Raw genomic sequence first — 21,075 nt, forward strand, 5'->3', positions numbered from 1 at the left:
CCCATTCTTTGTCTAAGATTAATGGGATTTTTTCTGGAGGTAAAATAACTACTTTTCCATCTTCCCAAATAGCAATAGAATCTCCTAATTTGCGGTGTATTTATAAAGCTTCAGCAATAGCTTTATTGATACCTTTAATAACTTTTTATGACAATAATTTAGAAAGTTAATTTGATTTTGGCATATTTCACGTTTTTATTTTGGAATTTAGTTTAGCATACTCTTTTCCTGTTGTTGTTGCAACTGGAACGAGGTAATCTCATTCAATAATTATCATACAGTAGGTTGGGTTAAGCGACAGCGCCACCCAACAATTTATCTATCTTTGTTGGTTATCTACCTTTGTTAGGTTTCGGGGTACCTCAACCCAACCTACCAAACTAAAACCTAACCCCCCAACCCCCTTCCCTACGAGGATTCTTGAAAGCCTTATATAACCATAAAATCTAGCGTCTCAAGTGCGCTCGCATGGTGAACGCATACTAATCGCATAGGAGATTTTGATAGTTATATCATGTCCGAATAAGAGCGTACTCAAAAAACTTTTTCCTCCTTATACATTCAAACTCTCTTCTCTTCCCTCCTGACTCCTGACTCCTGACTCCTCCTGAGTTGAGCAATCTATAACTGTTTAACCCGATTTGATATTACAGTGGGTTTCATCAAGCGTGAAGTACAGTTGTCGCAGACTACAAAGCTTTTCATTTTTTCAACTCCACTGCATCTTGCAATATAGGATTAATATCAAACCAAGGCCCTTCATCATCTCGATATTCATAGACAAACATACTCCGAATCAACCTTTGATATCCATCATCACCCGCAACTTTTTGAGTTTTTGCTACTTGGCGCAATAACTCCCACTCTGTATCATCTACCGCTAGAATACGTTCATTGCGAAGATTTTGAATTACCTTGTCAAGGTTTTCACGGGAAATAGGCAACCCTTTTTGCTTTTTAATCGCATCATTAAGCATTCGCAACACATTCCTGACATGACCCCCGCTCATCTGACATAAATAATCTAAAGTTTCCTGAGTGTCAAAAATTTCAGTTATTTTCTCTAGACGTTGTTGTTCCTCCAAATTTGGAAATGCTCTTGCTAAAACTAACTGCCTAAGTCGTGCCATTCCTTCCCCACAAGACTTTCCATCCCGCGACTGTATAGAAACCATTGGCAAGACTTGGGGGGTAACTTTGAAGCGTTGAGTTAATGTACCATAGTCATTACAAAATCGCAGTGCTAGAGGCAGAGTATAAATTACATGACAATGGAGACTTGCTAGTTGTTCACCGCGATCGACAAATAGATATTCAGGTTGAGGCCGCCCCCAAGGTTTTGGCGAACTATCAACTTTATCAAGGTTATCAACAATAACGACTAATCCATTTTTGCCGTGTTGCTTCAGCTTTTCGTGAGCCGGTTCGAGCAATTCTTGGTTAATAGTTTCAATAATACCATTGGTGCGAGGTCCGAGATAGTCTCTGAGTTTACTGCGAAGTTCGGGACTAGCTTTTGCTTTAGCTGTTATTTTCCCTATTCCCAAGGCGACGAATTCTAGCCCTTGATCGTCAACTTTAACTTGACCAACTCCAGGTACACCTAATTCGGCTTCGGCAGAAATATCTAATTCTGTCTGTAGGAGTTTGCCTACTCCATCAAGTATACCTTTTAATCCTTTTGGCTCCTCTAATTTAACCTTTTCTAATGTGTCCAAACTTTCGCTGACTTGTCGGGCCATAGTTAGAAGAATATCACTGACATCTATATCCCCCATTTCTAGGTCTTTGTCTGACTCGAAATAGATAACGTGAAAATCTTCTGCTTCTAATTGTTGTTTGAGTCGCCAGAGTTCGGTAGATTTACCACAACCGATATGTCCGGTGAATAGTTGGCAGGTTGGTTCGTCCGGAGACCACATAGCAATATTGTCCTTGAGGTCTTCAATTATTTGTCCCCCCCGTACTGAGGAGAAGTCAATATAGTATTTTTGCTCAATTTCCTGGTTATCTTTGAACAGTGCTTTACCAGGGTTTGTTGCCTGAAAGAAGGCTTTGACATTTATGGTCATAATATTTTATATAAATGTACTTTTCTATTTTATAGCAGGGAATAGGGAACACGGAACAGAAAGAAAGAATAGCAGGACTTACGCAAAATATGAAACCATACACCTTATGTAGGGGCGAATGGCATTCGCCCCCTAGAGATAGGGTATTGTCTAAGAATTTGCGTAAGTCCTGATAAACATAGATGCCTGTCATTTCAGTTTTCAGTACCTATAGCTGAAGGCAAAGACTTGAAAATTGATAAGTAAAGTCTACCAAACCCTGTTCAACATAATCTAAAGACGTTCCTGCCCTACTTTCTAAAACTTTCCGATCGCCACTCTCACTTGTCTGCTGAACAGAATCAATTAATTCATCAGTAGCAGGTTCAAACACAGTCACACTTGCCCAACTTTCAAAATCAGGAATTAAGCGAATAAACTTCCGGGAAATCTCTGCATCTATCCATAAAATTATGGGAAAGGGAAAATTTTTCCTAAACTCCTCCCGCACCAACCCCATTGATAAAAGCAACTTATCAATATCCGCTATCGACTCCAAACCCCAAATTATGAGCGCATCTGGTTGTTGGTCTCCTAAATGTTGATAGATAGTTCCATAAAGTTCTCTGACTGACTCATCTAACTCCAATTCTGCTAAATTTCCAGAAAAAGATGACTGGAGTTGTTGAATTAGGCGTTGGCGTTGACTGAGGTTATTGCAGCAGGCTAAAAATAACCGAAAGTTGCCTTGAGACATTTTCATGCCTCGAAGTAATTTCCGTAATGGTTTTTGATTGTTAGTTTCTAAGTTGCTAGACATAAATTTTGGATTATTTATTAACTAATGGTAACAGAATGTTGGGTTTCGTTCCTCAACCCAACCTACGCTTACTACTCTAGGGAATTATCTTTTAATATAGGATTAATATCAAACCAAGATCCTCGATCGTCATTAAGTATTCGGAGTACATCTCTGACATGACCTCCACTAATATGACATAAATAGTCTAAGGTTTCCTCACTATCAAATATTTCCGTAACTTTTGCCAACCGTGATATAAACGTACTTCTCTATTTTATAATGGATGCCTGTAGATGTGCAAGTAGATGCCTAATCCCTCAACTCCTTCAACACCTCATCAGTGAATGGGTTTTCCCCTGCCTGGAGTGCTTTTATCCATTGTTGCCGTTTTGCTTTGTTTTCCTCATCATCAGTCCATTCTACAAATACCTGAAAATCTGCGAGCGCTCCTTCAATATCCCCTGTTAATGCCCTAGCAAGTCCACGACTGTCAATAATACCGCCATCTTTAGGGCTAAGGGCGACTGCTTTTTCACAAGCAAACATTACATCAGCAGCTTGTTTGTAAAGACTGCCATACCAACAAAGGTAATCCCAATTGCAAGCAGAAATTTGAGTGGGGTCGATTTTTTCTGCTTCTTGGTAGGAGGCGATCGCTTCCTGAACTTTTCCCTCCTCGACAAGCTTAATTCCTTCAGCCCAAAATTCGTTTGCTGCATCTACGGCCTCAGATTTAGCTTGAGCTTCTGGGTCAATATTTTGCAAAGTAGGCATGAATGCCTCTTGATCAAGTTCTTTTGCTCGTTGATACTTTTCTATTGCTTCCTCAATTTTTCCTTCTCTTGCTAATTTTGTTCCTTCCCCCATCAGTTTTTCTGCCTCCGCTAGTGATTCTGCCAAAGCTGATAAATTTTGGTTGAGTTTGAGATCCGGGTTCAATTGAAGTGCTTTGTTGAATTCAGTAAATGCTACCTCAAGTTTTTCTTCTTCCCCCTTGCTTTTCCTTAATAAATTCTCTCCCTGTATTACTAAACTACGGGCTACTACAATGTGACAAATCCTGAGTTCCTCTAACTCTTGGGGACGGGAAATGAGGTAATCATTTAACAATTCGCAACCACGTTCAGTTAAATTTTCTATCTGCCAGTCTTTCCATAATTTCACGGTTTTGTCAGCACTTGCAGTTGCAATTATATTTCCATCCGGACTAAATGCTACGTCCCTGACCAAGTTCTCATGCCCAGTTAGAGTCTGCAATAATTTCCCCTGAAGGTTCCACAGTTTCACTGTCTTGTCAACACTTGCAGTTGCAATTATATTTCCATCCGGACTAAATGCTACGCCCCTGACCGACTTCTCATGCCCAGTTAGAGTCTGTAACTCTTTCCCCTGAAGGTTCCATAACTTCACTGTATTGTCAGCACTTGTAGAAGCAATCATCTTTCCATCCGGACTAAATGCTACGCCCCAGACCCAATCCTCATGGCCAGTTAGAGTCTGCAATAATTTCCCCTGAAGGTTCCACAACTTCACTGTATTGTCAACACTTGTAGAAGCAATCATCTTTCCATCCGGACTAAATGCTACACCCCAGACCGGCTTCTCATGCCCAGTTAGAGTCTGTAACTCTTTCCCCTGAAGGTTCCACAATTTCACTGTATTGTCAACACTTGCAGTTGCGATCATCTTTCCATCCGGACTAAATGCTAAATCCCAGACCCAATTTTGATGCCCAGTTAGAGTCTTCAACTCTTTCCCCTGAAGGTTCCACAACTTCACTATTTTGTCACCACTTGCAGTTGCAATCATCTTTCCATCCGGACTAAATGCTACACTATTGATCCACCTTTTATGCCCAGTTAGAGTCTGCAACTCTTTCCCCTGAAGGTTCCAGAACTTCGCTGTATTGTCACCACTTGCGGTTGCAATCATCTTGATATCCGGACTAAATGCTACACCCCAGACAGAATTCTCATGGCCTTTTAGAGTCTGCAATAATTTCGTCTGACGCTTCCACAATTTCACCGTTTTGTCAGCACTTGCAGTTGCAATCATCTTTCCATCTGGACTAAATGCTACACCATAGACTGAATCCTCATGCCCAGTTAGAGTCTGCAACAATTTTCCATGAAGGTTCCACAATTTTACTGTATTGTCAAGACTTGCAGTTGCAATCATCTTTCCAGCCGGACTAAATGCTACACCATAGACTCTATTCTTATGGCCCTTTAGAGTCTGCAACAATTCTCCCTGGAGGTTCCACAACTTTGCTGTATTGTCAACACTTGCAGTTGCAATCATCTTTCCATCTGGACTAAATGCTACACTGTTGACACTATCCTCATGCCCAGTTAGAGTCTGCAACTCTTTCCCCTGAAGGTTCCACAACTTCACTGTATTGTCTTTACTTGCAGAAGCAATAATCTCTCCATCAGGGCTAAAGGTGACACCCCTGAAATTACTCTTATCGTCTTTTATAGGAAGCAACAACTGTCCCTGACGGTTCCACAACTTCACTGTATTGTCTTCACTTGCAGAAGCAATAATCTCCCCATCAGGGCTAAAGGCAACACTCCTGACATCATTCTTATGCTCAGTTAAAGTCTCCAACAATTGTCCCTGAAGGTTCCACAACTTCACTGTCTTGTCACCACTTGCAGAGGCAATAATCTCTCCATCAGGGCTAAAGGTGACACTCCAGACATGATTCTTATGCCCGGTTAGAGTCTGCAATAATTTCCCCTGACGGTTCCACAACTTCACTGTCTTGTCATAACTAGCAGAGGCAATAGTCTCTCCATCAGGGCTAAAGGCGACACTCCAGACCAAATCCTCATGCCCTTGAAGACGATTTGATTCTCTAAACTTTTTGGGGTTGTAAACTGCGGTTCGGACGGCATCTGTAATCTTACTAGCTTCACCAGTTGCCTGAAATCTACCATCTGTTTGTTTTTGCTTAACTTTCATGGCTCTTATCAGGTAATCGATTGTATTAGCCGAGTTAGATTCATTAACCTCAGAAATAATTTTGTCAGCCTCAGAAATAATTTCTTGCTTTTTTTCTAGTCTAGTTTTCATTGTCATTATCCCCGCCAAGATTGCTATCACTAATGTGGCAGCAACAGAACGTCTGACTATCGACTTCTGAATCCTCTGTTGTTTTTCCCGTTTTTGTTTTTTTTCCTGTAGTGTTTTCTGTTTCTTTTCCTCTTCTATTTTCCCTTCCCTAATAAACTCAACCCAATAATCATGTATTAACTGATAACGCTCTGCTGCTTTTTCTGGCAACCATAACACTAACCCCGAACCAACAAAAATCTTTAACATTAACTCTAACTTCTCCATATTCAATCCACTTTCTTTCATCAACTCAGCTTTGGTTTTTAGGAGTCGAATATTATTTTCATCGGTCAACAACCACAATACCAACCAAGCCAATTGTTTATTCTCTTCCCCACAGTCTCTCACTACTGATTCTAAATATTTATGCACCAACTTTGCTTTAGGATTATTTCCTAATTTTTGATATTTTTCCAAAGTCGTAATGTTCTCTCTCTCAATTTGTGCCCCGACGATTTGTAACTCAATTGGACGGATTTCTCCCAACCCCACTACCAAGTCTTCAACCAATTTTTTTGTCAGCTCTAAATCTATTTTAAACTGTGATTTTTTTGTTAGCTCTTGAATAACCGACTTTGCTTGTGACTGGGAAAAATTGCCTAAGTCATAGAGAATATTTTTACTTAAAATGTCTTTATTAATTACTTCTAAATCACCAAAACGCTTAAACTCTAAGAAATTATGAATATAATCTTCTCGCAATGATAAAACAATTTTCACAAAAGGTATTTCCAAACAATTTTGAAGAAACTGAGCAAATTCTAGTTTATCCTTTGGTTCGCTATTAGCAAAGAAAAATTCCTCAAATTGATCTAAAATAATTACTGTCACTAGATTTGATTCATTATTATTTTGTAACTGAGCAAAAATTCCCTCTGTAGAATTTAGATTCTCTGAACTAACAGCTAACTTTTGATTTTTTTGTAATTTATCGGCTAAAAGTTCTCCCAGTTTGGAAATCCAATTAACATAAACTTGCTGCAAAACTACCACTATATCACGAGTATCAATTGATTTTTTTTGTTCTAAAGCTGGAATTAATCCAGCTTGCAAAATAGAACTTTTCCCTACTCCTGATTGCCCATGCATAATGATTAATTTATAGTCAGGGCGACTAATCCTTTCTAGCAATTTGTCTACATCGTATTGTCGTCCGGATGCTGTAATTTCTTGATTAATTCCTTGTTTAGACTTAGGTAAAGCCGGATTAATATTTTTTTTTATATCTCTCAAACTATTAGCACCAATAAAAGCTATAAACCCAAATTGTTGTTCTATTTTTTGTTTTTCTTGCTTTAATTCAAAAGCTTTGATATATTCTTCTTGTTGGTAATAAATTTCTCGTAATTCTGTGAGAATATCAATGTAAAATTCAGGGTTGTATTTGGGTTTAGTTGTATTTTTAGCTTGTTCAAATTTGTCTATTGTTGATTGAATGTTACCTAAACCTTTTTCAGCTTTTGCTAAAGAAAATAAATATCTACCCAGACGAGAATATTTTTCCCAATCAAAAATTCTTTTGTCTTTTTCTGAAATTGGAGGATATAGAGCATTTAAGCTTTTATTGCAAATTTCTCTAGCAGTTTGAGCAAAATTTTGGGCTTGTTTATAGTTACTTTTGGCTAGTTCAAATTCAGCTAAAAAATCATAAGCGCGAGCTAGTTTAAATGATGTTAGGCGATCCCCCCTCATTCCCCCCTTCTCAAGGGGGGAGGAAGAAGACTCCAAGGTATCCAAATCCCCCCTTGGTAAGGGGGGATGGGGGGGATCTAAAACTTCTATTGCCCTATTCGCAACAGTCTGCAACTCATCCCAACGTTCCAAAGTCTGCAAAACCTCTCCCCAGGCATTGATAAACTTAGCAACTAAGTCTAGACGATTAACTGTCTCAAAGCCTTCTACTGACTGCTGAAAATAAGAGCAAGCTTTCTGACAAGCCATATCTTTTTCTGCTCTATCTCTAACAGCATAACTCCGCCACCATAAACCCAGATAATAATAAGTGTGAGCCACTCGCAACGGGTTGTTAAGTTGTTGCCAAAGTTCGAGACTGCGTTGATAATGCTCCCGTGCTGTTTCCTCGGAATTATCTGCCACTCTACCTAAGACAAATTCCAGACTTGCTTCTAATTCTGGCTCTAAGCTGATTCCTTTATTTGCCAATTCCTGCCGAGCGCTCATCAAATCTTGATAAGTTGACTCTGCCAAACCCAGGTCAGCATAATCTAAGAATATTCCTCCCCCACTTTCTAATACTTTCTGATAAACACTCTCACACGTCTGCTGAATAAAATTTATTAAATCATCGTCGGTAGGTTCAAATACAGTCAGACTCATCCAATTGTAAAAATCTGGAATCAATCTCATAAATTTCCGGGAAATCTTCCCATCCAGCCAAAAAACTATCGGCAAAGGGCAATGCTTTCTAAACTCTTCCCGCACGTTCCCCATTGCGTGTAACAATTTATCAATATCTCTCAAGGACTCCCAACCCCAAACCATTAGAGCATCTGGCTGTTTGTCTCTTAAATATGCTCCGATAGTTCCATAAATTTTCCTCACAGACTCATCCAACGGCAACTCTGCCAATACACCAGGAAAAGATGCTCCAAGTTCTTCCATTAAGCGATCGCGCTGATTTACATAACTATAACGAGCTAAAAATGGCGAGTATCTTCCTTGAGACATCTTCATTGCTTCAACTAACTTACGCAACTCTTCATTACTATTGCTAGACATAAATTATTAACTCCCTACTATCTACTATCTTAAGGACATTGCATACAATATACTTACTATTAAGTAATATTCAGTTCCGGTGCATTTTTTAAAAGAGGATTAATATCAAACCAGGAGTCCTCGTCGTATTCATACTCATAAACAAACATACTCCGGATTAAAGTTTGATACCCGTCATCTCCCGTTACTTTGTTTGTTTGAACCACCCACCGTAATAGCTCCCACTCGTTATCGTCTACAGCTAAAAGTTGTTCTTTGCAATAGTTTCTCACTACCTTGTCAACAGTCGCACGAGAAATAGGTAGGCTATCCTCCTTTTTAATAGCATCAATTACCATTCGCAGCATATTCCTCACATGACCACCACTTATCCGACATAAATAGTCTAAAGTTTCCTGACTATCAAACACTTCCTCTAGCCTTGCCAACCTTTCCTGTGCTTCTAATTCTGGAAACGCCCTAGCTAACACCAACTGTCGCATTAACTCCATTCCATGGGCACATTCGCTGCCATCCCGTAACTGTGTCGCTACCATTGGCAATATCTCAGGAGTGTTTAATTTTTGAGTTAAAGTGGCGTAGTCATTAGAAAAACGTAGTGCTAGAGGTAGAGTATAAATCACATGACACTGAAGGCTTGTTAGTTGCTCCCCTCGGTCTACAAACAAATATTCCTGCTGATTTCTGCCCCAGGGTTTAGGAGAACTATCAACTCTATCAAGACTATCAGTAATCACGACTAACCCCTTTTTACCATACTCTTTCAATTTTTTCTCAGCAGGTTCGAGCAATTCTTTATTAATCATCTCAATAATTCCAGGAGTGCGCGGTCCTAGATAGTCCCTCAGTTTGCTGCGGAGTTCAGGACTCCCCTTTGCCTGGGCAGAAATTTTACCAATACCTAAAGCCACAAACTCTAACCCTTTTTCATCAACCTTAAATTGACCCCCAGGTACCTCTAGCGAAAGTGAACCCTCAGTGCTAACTGACGCCTTACCGACGCCAGGAATATTCCCTTCTGCCGAAACTCCAATTTCCGTCTGGAGTAATTTAGTAACCCCCTGAAGTAGACCTTTTAGTCCCTTTGGCTCCTCCAAGTTTAGCTTTTCTAGCTTCTCCAAACTTTCACTTACTTTTTGGGCAATAGCCAACATAATGTCGCTAATATCCACGTCTACCATTTCCAGATTTTTTTCAGATTCAAAATAAACAACGTGATAACCCTCCGTTTCCAACTCCTGCTTGAGTCGCAAGAGTTCCGTAGACTTACCACAACCAATATGTCCGGTAAATAATTGACAGGTAGGTTGACCTACAGACCAACGAGTAATAGTATCCTTCAGATTCTTAATCACCTGTTCCCCACGTACGGGAGAAAAGTTAATATAGTATTTTTTGTCTTCTGGATTGTCTATAAACAGAGGAACTCTAGGGTTTATTGCCCGATAAAAGGCATTGATATCTACGGCCATAATATTTTGATATATTTGATATAAATGTACTGTTCTATTTTACATTACAACAGATTTGATGGATAGTGGGGTAGTAAGTTCGACAAGCAAGATGCCTGTGTTACATAATCAGGACTAAAGCCATGCGAACCCAGAAACCCGGTTTCTCGTAGATGTTTATTGTCAAAAACAACAATTTATCGTAGAAACCGGGTTTCTTTGCGTAAGTCCTAATAATGATCAACCTGTAGGGACGTTGCATCCAGCAAATTTCATCAGCTCTATAATTCTGCTAACCAATTAGACAAATCTTCCAAGCTGTTGAAACTTAAAATTGCTCCTCCTAAATCTTCCAACTTTTCCATAGATAATTGTTGAATATTTTCTCGAATACTTTCAGTGATTTCTCCTGAAAATTTTCTCTCCAATAGACCTAATGTTAACCTCTGCATCCCAATTTCTAACCCTTCTTGTCTTCCCTCTTCTCTAGCAAAAATAACTTCACCTCTACGGTCTTCTATAAATACTTCTCGTTTATGTAATTCTTCTAATTCTTTTCTCGATAGATTTGCTTGATTAGCAAGATGTAAAGCTTTTTCTATTTCTTATATTTCTGCTAAAGAAGTAGGAATTACTTCTAAATTTGGAGCTTCTTTCATAAAATAAATCCATTTATCAGATATGGTTTCTAAATCCTCCAATTTTTTCTGAAACTTGGGTAATTCTACAAATATCATTTGTAATTCTTGGTCTCTATAATTGAATAATTTATCTTTCTCCATAAAAACAAATTGACTAATATAATCTTCTGTTTCTTCAAACATTTTAAAATCTGTAATCGTTAAAGCAATTACTTGTCTGAGTTTTCGATATCCTTCCCCAGTCTTTAATTGATTTCCATAAGCTTTAGTAAGATTAAAAATTACTCGCTTTTCAAATGCAGGTACATCTAAAACTTGCATCTCAATAATTACATTTGAGCCATCATTTAAAATAGCTTTAACATCTAGATAACTATCTTTTAAACTAATTGTATCTCCAGGATTATAGGGGTCAACTATTTCTAAATCTTGAATGATAGGCTCACTATCATATATCAGAGCGCTCAAGAAACTAATTAAAATATCTTTATTCTCAGTGGAGCCAAAAATTCTTTTGAAGGCAAAACCAGTTTTCGGACTAATAAATATCATGGTTTTTATCTATTTAGAGGGTATCTGTAAATAAAACCTTAAAAAGGTAGATGTTAATTGGATTTGCTGAAATAGCTGCTCCAATTTATTGTAGTTTATTGTAGATAGTTCTATCTATCTTTTCTCCCTTTTTTTTTAATGTTTACTACTTTTTCCTTCTGTAGGGAGGTTCCATTGGAACGTCTCTACTATTTATAACAAACATTTATCAAATTGGTATTACTGAAAAAGTCTTTTTGTTAAGCTAAGAAATAGGAAGTAATTCAGAGTCAAATGAGTTATTGCTCGATCGCCTCTCCATAAATCTGCCAAAGCTGAATCATATCATCCTCCCCTACACTTACAAGTTGCTGACTATCAGGACTAAAAACCATTGCACCATAACCTTTGATACTCCTCAACAATTTTCCACTGCCAACATCCCACAAATTAATCTTTCCATCCTCACTACTACTAGCAAGAATTTTCCCATCAGGACTAATAGCGATCGCCTTAACTGCCTCAGAATGTTTTTCCAAAGTATGACGCACTTCCCAAGTCTCGACATCCCAGACTAAAATCTGATTTTCTCCGCGCATCACATGAGCAATAGTTTGCCCATCCTGACTGAAAGCGATCGCCTCTATCCCTTGATTATTATTTGTATTGGGTATGGACAGATTTTTCAAAAGTTGCCCTTGAGCGACATTCCAGAGTCGGATATATCTGGTTCCCCCACTTGCTGCCATCCGCAAACCGTCAGCACCAAAAGCAATAGGTTGACTACCATTCATTGTATGTAGTAATTCCCCTGTGTAAATATTCCACAATTTCATGCCGCGATCGCTACTAACTCCTACTACTCCTCTGCTATCTGCAGTGAAACCGACAGCAGTCACTACCCCTGAATGGAAAAAACTGGTGAGCATTTCTCCTGTTGGAATATCCCACAATTTTACTGTACCATCTCCACTCCCACTTGCTAAGGTTCTGCCATCTGGACTGATTGCTACGGAGCGTACATTTGCGGTATGACTTGATAACGTATTTAGTAGTTTGCCAGTTTCTAAGTTCCACAAGAGAATATCTTTTCCTCTGCTACTTGCTAATATTTCGCCATCAAAACTCATGGTGACGGAAAAAGCGGAGTCTGGTTGCTGATTAGATAGGGAACGAACTAATCTGGGTGCAAGCACAATATCGCTACTAATATCTGTCTGTGTTTCTGGTTCTGAGTTTGGCGAAATCTCAATTTCTGGTAATGCTGTTTCAGGGTTTGCTGCTATTGTTCGTGTTGCATAAGAACTTTGGGGCGGTGGTGTTATTTGTCTTTCGGTATTTTCTGTATTTTCTGTTGTTGCTTGTTGTGAGGTTTCATTAGTTGCAAAAGAAACGGTTTCTTGACTTTCTGTAGTGGAATTTTCTGGCAGAGTTACATTAGCTGTAATTTGTTGGTTTGAATCGTAACCTTTGTCTGTCAAAAATTGACGTAAATTAGCAAAATATTCGGCGCGATCGCTGTCTTTATATACTTTTTCTATTAATCTCCAACCATCTTCTTTTTCTCCTAACATATATTTATTTGCCAGGTAAGCAGCTAAAATTCCTTTGACATTTTGATTTTGATTTGAACGTCTGTAAAATTCTAGCCAAATTTCTGAAGCGCTGGTATTTATTTGGGCTGGATATTTGTTAGTTACATCTAATATTTTTCCTTGACGATACTGCCAGATGCGGATGGGAAATACTGAATCATTTGCATTAGAAAATACATTGGCAAATCTAGTATCAACACTTTGAAATTCTAGAATATTATCATTATCTAAATCTTTGAGTCGATAATTAACATTTCCCCAGTAATGCCGCACCATAGTATATTTTTTTTGCAGTGGTTCATAACGATAAATCAAGGAATAAGTACCGCCTGCCAAGGGAACATTATTATTATTTATTGTGAATAAATCTACTAATACTTCTGATTCTCCGTTGCCGTCTAAATCTAATAATTGTACTTTGACAAATCTACCTGCTAATACTGCCATTGTACTGTTAGATTCACCTGCCAAAGATTTGACTCGTACTGGTTCGTTGAACATCATTTCTCCACTCCTGATAATTTTCAGACGTAGATCGCTGACTAAATCTGTATTATTTGCTTGTTCGTAAATAATTTCTGCCTGTACATTACCATTACTAAATCTTTCTACCATTCCAGGTGGATTTGTATTTTCTGTGGGAGTTACTTCGGGATTTTCTGAGTTAGGATTTTCTCTGCTTCTTGTTATTTCTGTAGTGCTTTGTGAATTTGTATTTTCTGTAGGAGTTGCTTCGGAATTTTCTGAATTACGATTTTCTCTAGTTCTTGTTATTTCTGTAGTGCTTTGTGAATTTGTACTTTCTGTAGAAGTTGCTTCGGGATTTTCTGAGTTAGGATTTTCTCTGGTTCTTGTTATTTCTGTCGTCTTTTTCGGTACGGTTGCCGTGGTTGTCGAGCGATTATTTTGATAAAAATTTGCAACGTATTCTGCGGGAACTTGAGCAATTACTGAATCCTTATTTTTTTGATTATTAGCAATAGCTTGACAGATAAAAGTAGCTACATCTGAGCGTGTCGCATCTCTATTCGGATTCAGCCGTCTAACATTTGGATAATTAACAACAATACCTTTTTCTGTTGCTGCTGCAATAGCCTTTTTTGCCTCTTCAGGAATTGCTTCTGCATCATCAAAAATTTGGTTTAAATTCTGTGCTGAAGATGTACTTGTTTGATAATTTAATCCTCCACTTAAAGCAGTTAAAACTTGCGAGCGTGTAATCTTGAGAGTAGGATTAAAAGCCTTACCAATATATGCCGATAGAAAACCCATTTCATAAGATTTTTGAATGGCATTATAAGCCCAATAATTTTGAGGAATATCTACAAAATTCATCGAATTCCGCACAAGTTTTGTATCTGGAAAAGCCTTAGTAATCATTGCAGCAAATTCCGCTCTAGTTACAGGCGCATTCGGACGAAAAGTTGGATTTTTATCGTCGCCAAATATTATTTTTTTGTCTAATAAACTATTAATACAACTTCGAGCAAAATGATTTTCAATGTCTTGTAAAGTTGTTTCCGCAAGTGCTGATGGGATTTTTTTGCGGTTAAATAATTCCGGGGTAATTATGGTACTAAAAGCTACGACTAAAGCAATTATAGGATGCCACTTATAAATTTTAATCATCAATATTCCTCCACCAAATTAAGTCAAAATTCAAAAGTATAGCGCTACGCGCAATTCAAAATTCAAAATTCAAAATTCAAAAGTAATCCCTGACTGAGTTTGAGAATTTATAAACGTCCTAACCTATTTGCGTAGTGCTATAATCTCTGACCCAAAAATCAAGCCTCTTATTAAATATAGCAATTTTTAGGTTGTAAGATTTTATTGTAGGGGTTTGGTCTTCAAACCGAAGCGCAAAGGGATTTGGAGACCAAACCCCTACAGTTTTTTTTCTCACCAGGACTTACACAGAACCGCCATATCTCGTAGGGGCGAATGGCATTCGCCCATATCTAGCAAATGCCATTCGCCCCCTATAGATAACGTATTGTCTAAGAATTTGCGTAAGTCCTATTTCACAAATCATTTTATATGCCAGCGGATTTGATATTAAAAGTAATCTCTGAGACAGGAAACCCTTGACTACAGATGAACAATTTCTGATTTTAGCCCTTCAATTATTAATTATTAATTATTAATTGTTTTCCCACATTTTATCTATAGTAATAAACTCATAATTTTTTTCTACTAAAATCGGAATTATTTCTGCAGCACTTTTTGCCACATCCTGACCGCCAGAACATCCATCATGCAACACAATAATTGAACCATTAGAGGTTTGCTGAACTACTCGATTAACTACTACTGAAATTCCTGGTCTGACCCAATCTACGGGTACTACACTCCACATAGTTGTTCGATATTTCCATTCTTCTAATAATTTGAGAGTTTGAGGTATAGCTATGCCATAAGGAGGACGCACATCACAAATTGATTTTGTTGCTAATCCACAGGCTTTATTAATAGAAAATTGCGTTTTTTCTAAACTAGATTTAAGTTGAATAGGAGTCAGTTGAGGAAATGAAATATGTTCGTAGCCATGCAAACAAATCCAATGACCTTTTTCATATATTGCTTTGGTTATTTCTGGATAATGATCTACACATATTCCTAATAAAAAAAAGTTTGCTTTAATCTGATATTTATCTAAAACTTCTAATAATTGAAGTGTATATTCTGGGTGAGGCCCATCATCGAAGGTAAGAGCAATTTCTGGGTTTTTTGTGTTTCCTTGCCATAAACAAGTGGGAAAAACTGACTTTAATATTGGATGTAAAATCGGAAGTAAAGGTGCTAATGCCATTGATATTTATCGAGTTTTTTGATTCTAAATTATATCATAGCTATTAGCGATCGGCATTCAGTATTTAGCTTAAGTTAATAAGCAATTTCCACAGTTATCAGGCACGTTTATAATCCCCCTAAATCCCCCTTTGAAAGGGGGACTTTGAAGGCTCCTCTCTTTCCAAGGGGATATAAAGTTGTACCTCATAGACTCAAGAAGTGCTATGTTTTTTGTGGTGTTATAAAATTCTGGCTTTGTGGTTAAAGAATTTATTTGGTATCTATGGGATCTGTTTGAGGGGATGTTGCGCGATCGCTAATCTCTCCTTTACCTATTTTTTATTAGCATTAATGTACGGAAAAGGTTTCCATAGGAATAGTAGAGGTTTGTTCAACAATTAATAATTAATAATGAATAATTAATAATTACTTCTTCTTAAAATAGGGATTAGGGTTTTTCGATAATTAGTAGTCCAGTAGGGTGCGTTAGCGTTTGCGCAGCATTCCGCAGGAAAGCGTAACGCACCGCTTCAAGAGTTTCAATCCCTAAATAGGGATTAGGGTTTCCAGAGACGATCCCTCCGGCTCTTTCATCCAAGGGGGAGCTGAAGGTTTCAATCCCTAAATAGGGATTAGGGTTTCCAGAGTGCATTTAGATACCTCCCTAGAGTGGTATCCCGAGATTGTTTCAATCCCTAAATAGGGATTAGGGTTTTTCAATAATTAATAATTAATAATTAACAATTAATAATTAATTATTACCTCTTCTTCAAATAGGGATTAGGGTTTCCAGAGACTAGCAATGATCAATGCAAAGAAAAAGAAGAAAAAACGTTTCAATCCCTAAATAGGGATTAGGGTTTCCAGAGTCTATCGTTATTGTTTTACTAGCTTCTTGGGTTACTGTAGCGTTTCAATCCCTAAATAGGGATTAGGGTTTCCAGAGTTAGTCTTTTTGTCGTAGCATTTTTCTTGCTCTTTGTGTTTCAATCCCTAAATAGGGATTAGGGTTTCCAGAGTGATGCAGAGAATGAGAAAAAAAGAAGTGGATATGGTGTTTCAATCCCTAAATAGGGATTAGGGTTTCCAGAGATTTGTAGGGGGGTGGATTTTCAAAGGTGATCCTGTTTCAATCCCTAAATAGGGATTAGGGTTTCCAGAGTAGAAGCTAGCTCCTTTTGTTATCCTAACTGGCTGTTTCAATCCCTAAATAGGGATTAGGGTTTCCAGAGCCAAAAAAAGAGGCAATAAAGATGGTAAGATTATTGTTTCAATCCCTAAATAGGGATTAGGGTTTCCAGAGTATTGGAAAACGACTTTCCGTTTATAAAACTATAGTGTTTCAATCCCTAAATAGGGATTAGGGTTTCCAGAGCCTAGAAGAGTCTTCATATATAAAGACAACGCGAAGTTTCAATCCCTAAATAGGGATTAGGGTTTCCAGAGTCACAGTATCTAAGGACTTAAATCATTATGAAACTGTTTCAATCCCTAAATAGGGATTAGGGTTTCCAGAGAAAGAAACTCAGACCAAATATTGAGTTTCTTTGTGTACCAAGTTTCAATCCCTAAATAGGGATTAGGGTTTCCAGAGATTGCCCTCATATTATGCTTGGTTATCTTAGCTCTTTTGTTTCAATCCCTAAATAGGGATTAGGGTTTCCAGAGTTAGGTGGCTGTCCCAGTTGCTCCAACTCTCCAGGGGTTTCAATCCCTAAATAGGGATTAGGGTTTCCAGAGGGAAATTGATTCTAGCTCTATCCTAGAGTGGCTTAGAGTTTCAATCCCTAAATAGGGATTAGGGTTTCCAGAGGAAGAATTGTCAAAATTATTAAATTCGGAACGAAGTTTCAATCCCTAAATAGGGATTAGGGTTTCCAGAGTACTTCGTTTTTGAGAACTGGAGACCCACCAACCTCAATGAAATGTTTCAATCCCTAAATAGGGATTAGGGTTTCCAGAGACTCCGTAATCACCTAACAGGTGATTACAAAACACTAGTTTCAATCCCTAAATAGGGATTAGGGTTTCCAGAGAGCTACGATCTAGAAGCTAGACATAGCAAGGGTTTCAGATACCCAAAAATACCAACCCCTTTGATTTTCTCATCAACAAAGCTAATTTTGCCAAAATGACGAGCCTCAAACCCGCTCCTGGCATGGCATCGACGCAGTTCAACGAAATAATCAGGGTTTCAGCGATTCTCTGAGGTGCGTCGTTAGCGCAGCTCCTCTGCAAGAGGCTGGGGTACCATGCAAAGATGGAAAACTACCCTTTAGCCACCCTTAATAACCAAGAAATGACCAAAAACTTATTACTATTTATTTCTCGAGGTTCTTAACTGTAAATATACTAACTTTTCCATTTTCCCCTGTCAAGTGGACAAAAAAATCAATTATTAATACCCCAGGGAATAGGGAGTCGAGTCCGATTCTGTAAATACCTTTTCTATTTCTGAATCTCCCGACTCTTGATGTAGAATCCGATTGAATAGTCGTCATTGCGAGCGGCAGCGTTTGCGGAGCATTCCGTAGGAAAGCAATCTCCGTGCGCCCCTGAGATTGCTTCCTTCCACTCCGTTCCAGTCGCAATGACTATAGGTATAGTAATTATCTGGATTTGATATGACTCCTGACTCCTAACTCCTGACTAGCTAACTTTCAAAAGGGGTACCAAAAACCTGCGTCCAATAATGATTAGCGTTAACGCTACCAGTATCATCCTCCAAGAAATAGTAACCAACACCAATTTCTTCCAAATCTGGATTCAGAATGTTGGCACGATGTCCGTCGCTACCCATCCACGCTTCTACTACTGCTTCCGGTGTCTGTTGTCCGGCAGCAATATTTTCTGCCCAAGCTAAAAAGTCATATCCTGTATCCTCAATACGATCGCCTGCGGAGGAACCATCTAATCCGGTATGATCGAAAAAGTCGAGCGCTGCCATATTCTCAGTGTGAGTTTGTGCTGCCTGATTTAACAGTGGATCTGCTGTCAGGGGATCTAAACCCAACTGAGTACGCTCTTCGTTGGTAAGTTCGATAACTTGATCGATAAAATCTTGATTATTTGCTTCGATATCGGAATTACCCTCATCGAAATCATCCTCATCCAAATCGTCCTCATCGAAATCGTCCTCATCCAAATCATCCTCATCCAAATCATCCTCATCCAAATCATCCTCATCCAAATCATCCTCATCCAAATCATCCTCATCCAAATCATCCTCATCCAAATCATCCTCATCCAAATCATCCTCATCGAAATCGTCCTCATCAGAATCATCCTCATCGAAATCATCCTCAAATAAGAAATTGGCACTGCTGAGACTACTCGCAGATACATTATTGACTTGAGCGATCGCTTCTCCAGTGAGAGTATCAACAATTAGAGTATTTTGCTCAGTGCCATTGTTATCGTCTACTAAACTGATGTCGCCAAAACTGAAACCTTCCGGTAGCTGAATTAGATCGATGCCATTTTCAAAATCAGCTATTTCATCAAAACCTGCACCCGTTTCCAAGACAAAGACATCGCTCCCCTCTCCTCCATTCAGAGTATCTTCTCCTAAACCTCCAATGAGAGTATCATCGTCGCGATCGCCAAACAAAACATCATTACCGGCATCCCCAAAAAGAACGTCATTATTTTTTCCTCCAAATAAAGTATCAGCATCATTTCCTCCTCTAACAACATCATTCTCGCGATCGCCACGAACTAAATCATTACCATCACCACCTTCTACTGTGTCATTGTTTTTTCCTCCCATTAAAGTGTCGCTGCCACCGCCACCATTGAGATGATCATCGTCCCGGTTTCCCATGATTACCTCTGAGTCAGAAGATCCTGTCACTGTATCATTGCCACCAAGAGCTGCTAATCCTTCGGGATAATCAGCTAGTTCTCCAGAAGACAGAGCGATCGTCTCAGCATTATCGCTGGCGAGTAAATGATTTCCATTAGGAATGAGTTCGTTTTCCATTTGTTACTTCCTCTAAAAAATTTATTTAACAGGACTTACGCAGAACCAGCATATCTAGTAGGGGCGAATGGCATTCGCCCTCTACAGATAGCGTATTATCTAAGAATTTGCGTAAGTCCTGTTTAACTTATCGCAGGGAACAGGAAACAGGGAACAGGGAACAGAGGGTAAAACATTTCCTAGTCCAAGATTTGTCATTAGTCTATGTCCTAACCAATTCTTTCTTAGCTATATAACCAAAGCTCATTTCAGGTAACAATTTCTAGCATTGACAGGACTTACGCAAAAAAGGAAATTATACACCATCTGTAGGGGCGAACGGCCCATCTGTAGGGGCGAACGGCCGTTCGCCCCTACAAGAGTATGGTGGTTTTGCGTTAGTCCTGATTGAAAAATACCTCAATACATCCCATTTCCCCATCTCCTGACTCCTACCCCTTACCAAAAGAATTTTTGGCAAACCCCAATTATGATTACTTTTGCTTTTATAGCTAATCCGGAAAACTTAATAAAACTTTACAATTAGGTAGTAGAAGCTCTAGTCCACAAACTTGTAAAATCCAGATGAACTACCTAGAGAGGAACAAATTAAAATGAAAAAGTATGTATGTAATGTCTGTGGATATATATATGACCCAGCACAAGGAGATCCAGACGGCGGTATAAATCCAGGAACTCCCTTTGAAGACATCCCCGATGATTGGGTTTGTCCAGTTTGTGGAGTAGGTAAAGAAGACTTTGAACCAGTTGAAGAGTAGGAAGTAGGGAGTAGAGGAGTAGTGTAGGGACGTTTCGCTACGCGACATGAAACGCATTTTTGTTATGCAACGTCCCTACAGGAGAAAGATTGTTGTTAGGTTTTGTCATACCTTTTAATCCGTATATCCGTGGCATAATCCGTGTGAGCAGCTCAACCCAACCTAAATCTAAAGATTGTTGTTAGGTTTTGTCATACCTCTTAATCCGTATATCCGTGGCATAATCGGTGTGAGCAGCTCAACCCAACCTAAATCTAAAGATTGTTGTTAGGTTTTGTCATACCTCTTAATCCGTATATCCGTGGCATAATCGGTGTGAGCAGCTCAACCCAACCTAAATCTAAAGATTGTTGTTAGGTTTTGTCATACCTCTTAATCCGTATATCCGTGGCATAATCCGTGTGAGCAGCTCAACCCAACCTACATCTAAAGATTGTTGTTAGGTTTTGTCATACCTTTTAATCCGTATATCCGTGGCATAATCCGTGTGAGCAGCTCAACCCAACCTAAATCTAAAGATTGTTGTTAGGTTTTGTCATACCTCTTAATCCGTATATCCGTGGCATAATCGGTGTGAGCAGCTCAACCCAACCTAAATCTAAAGATTGTTGT

9 protein-coding genes, 1 pseudogene and 1 CRISPR repeat array are annotated in these 21,075 nt (G+C 38.7%); of the genes and pseudogenes, 1 reads left to right on the forward strand and 9 read right to left on the reverse strand.

Annotated elements, in window-relative coordinates; all coding sequences use genetic code 11:
* Window positions 1-701 precede the first annotated feature (701 nt).
* The 9 genes and pseudogenes from F6K40_RS11775 to F6K40_RS11815 form a co-directional block, all read right to left on the reverse strand.
* On the reverse strand, window positions 702-2,072 hold the full coding sequence (locus F6K40_RS11775; protein ID WP_293135865.1) for an ATP-binding protein: 1,371 nt from the start codon (window positions 2,070-2,072) through the stop codon (window positions 702-704).
* A gap of 208 nt (window positions 2,073-2,280) precedes the next feature.
* Window positions 2,281-2,871 (reverse strand): hypothetical protein, encoded by a 591-nt coding sequence (locus tag F6K40_RS11780; protein ID WP_293135868.1) that lies wholly within the window; start codon window positions 2,869-2,871, stop codon window positions 2,281-2,283.
* 71 nt (window positions 2,872-2,942) lie between these two features.
* The gene (locus F6K40_RS11785) at window positions 2,943-3,101 is read right to left on the reverse strand and encodes a hypothetical protein (RefSeq protein WP_293135871.1); all 159 of its coding nucleotides are present in this window, start codon (window positions 3,099-3,101) and stop codon (window positions 2,943-2,945) included.
* A gap of 61 nt (window positions 3,102-3,162) precedes the next feature.
* Window positions 3,163-8,712 carry a WD40 domain-containing protein gene (locus tag F6K40_RS11790; protein ID WP_293135874.1) on the reverse strand — a complete coding sequence of 1,850 codons (5,550 nt, stop codon included), beginning with the start codon at window positions 8,710-8,712 and terminating at the stop codon, window positions 3,163-3,165.
* A 59-nt stretch (window positions 8,713-8,771) separates the two neighbouring features.
* Window positions 8,772-10,184: an ATP-binding protein gene (locus F6K40_RS11795; protein WP_293135877.1), complete on the reverse strand. Its 1,413-nt coding sequence runs from the start codon at window positions 10,182-10,184 to the stop codon at window positions 8,772-8,774.
* 260 nt (window positions 10,185-10,444) lie between these two features.
* Window positions 10,445-11,356 (reverse strand): annotated as a pseudogene (locus F6K40_RS41585) (Rpn family recombination-promoting nuclease/putative transposase).
* Between the two features lie 278 nt (window positions 11,357-11,634).
* Entirely contained in the window at window positions 11,635-14,559 is a 2,925-nt protein-coding gene (locus tag F6K40_RS11805) for an S-layer homology domain-containing protein (protein WP_293135880.1), read from the reverse strand.
* A 514-nt stretch (window positions 14,560-15,073) separates the two neighbouring features.
* Entirely contained in the window at window positions 15,074-15,742 is a 669-nt protein-coding gene (locus tag F6K40_RS11810) for a polysaccharide deacetylase family protein (protein ID WP_293135883.1), read from the reverse strand.
* An 814-nt stretch (window positions 15,743-16,556) separates the two neighbouring features.
* A CRISPR array of direct repeats spans window positions 16,557-17,759; the repeat unit is 36 nt; unit sequence GTTTCAATCCCTAAATAGGGATTAGGGTTTCCAGAG.
* Between the two features lie 617 nt (window positions 17,760-18,376).
* Window positions 18,377-19,705 (reverse strand): CAP domain-containing protein, encoded by a 1,329-nt coding sequence (locus tag F6K40_RS11815; RefSeq protein ID WP_293135886.1) that lies wholly within the window; start codon window positions 19,703-19,705, stop codon window positions 18,377-18,379.
* Window positions 19,706-20,298: 593 nt separating this feature from the next.
* On the opposite strand from F6K40_RS11815, the gene rd reads away from it, so the two are divergent.
* Complete coding sequence (gene rd / locus F6K40_RS11820; protein ID WP_293135889.1) at window positions 20,299-20,463, forward strand: rubredoxin; 165 nt, start codon at window positions 20,299-20,301, stop codon at window positions 20,461-20,463.
* The last annotated feature ends 612 nt before the right edge of the window (window positions 20,464-21,075 follow it).

This window comes from Okeania sp. SIO3I5 (assembly GCF_010672085.1).
Classification (GTDB): domain Bacteria; phylum Cyanobacteriota; class Cyanobacteriia; order Cyanobacteriales; family Microcoleaceae; genus Trichodesmium.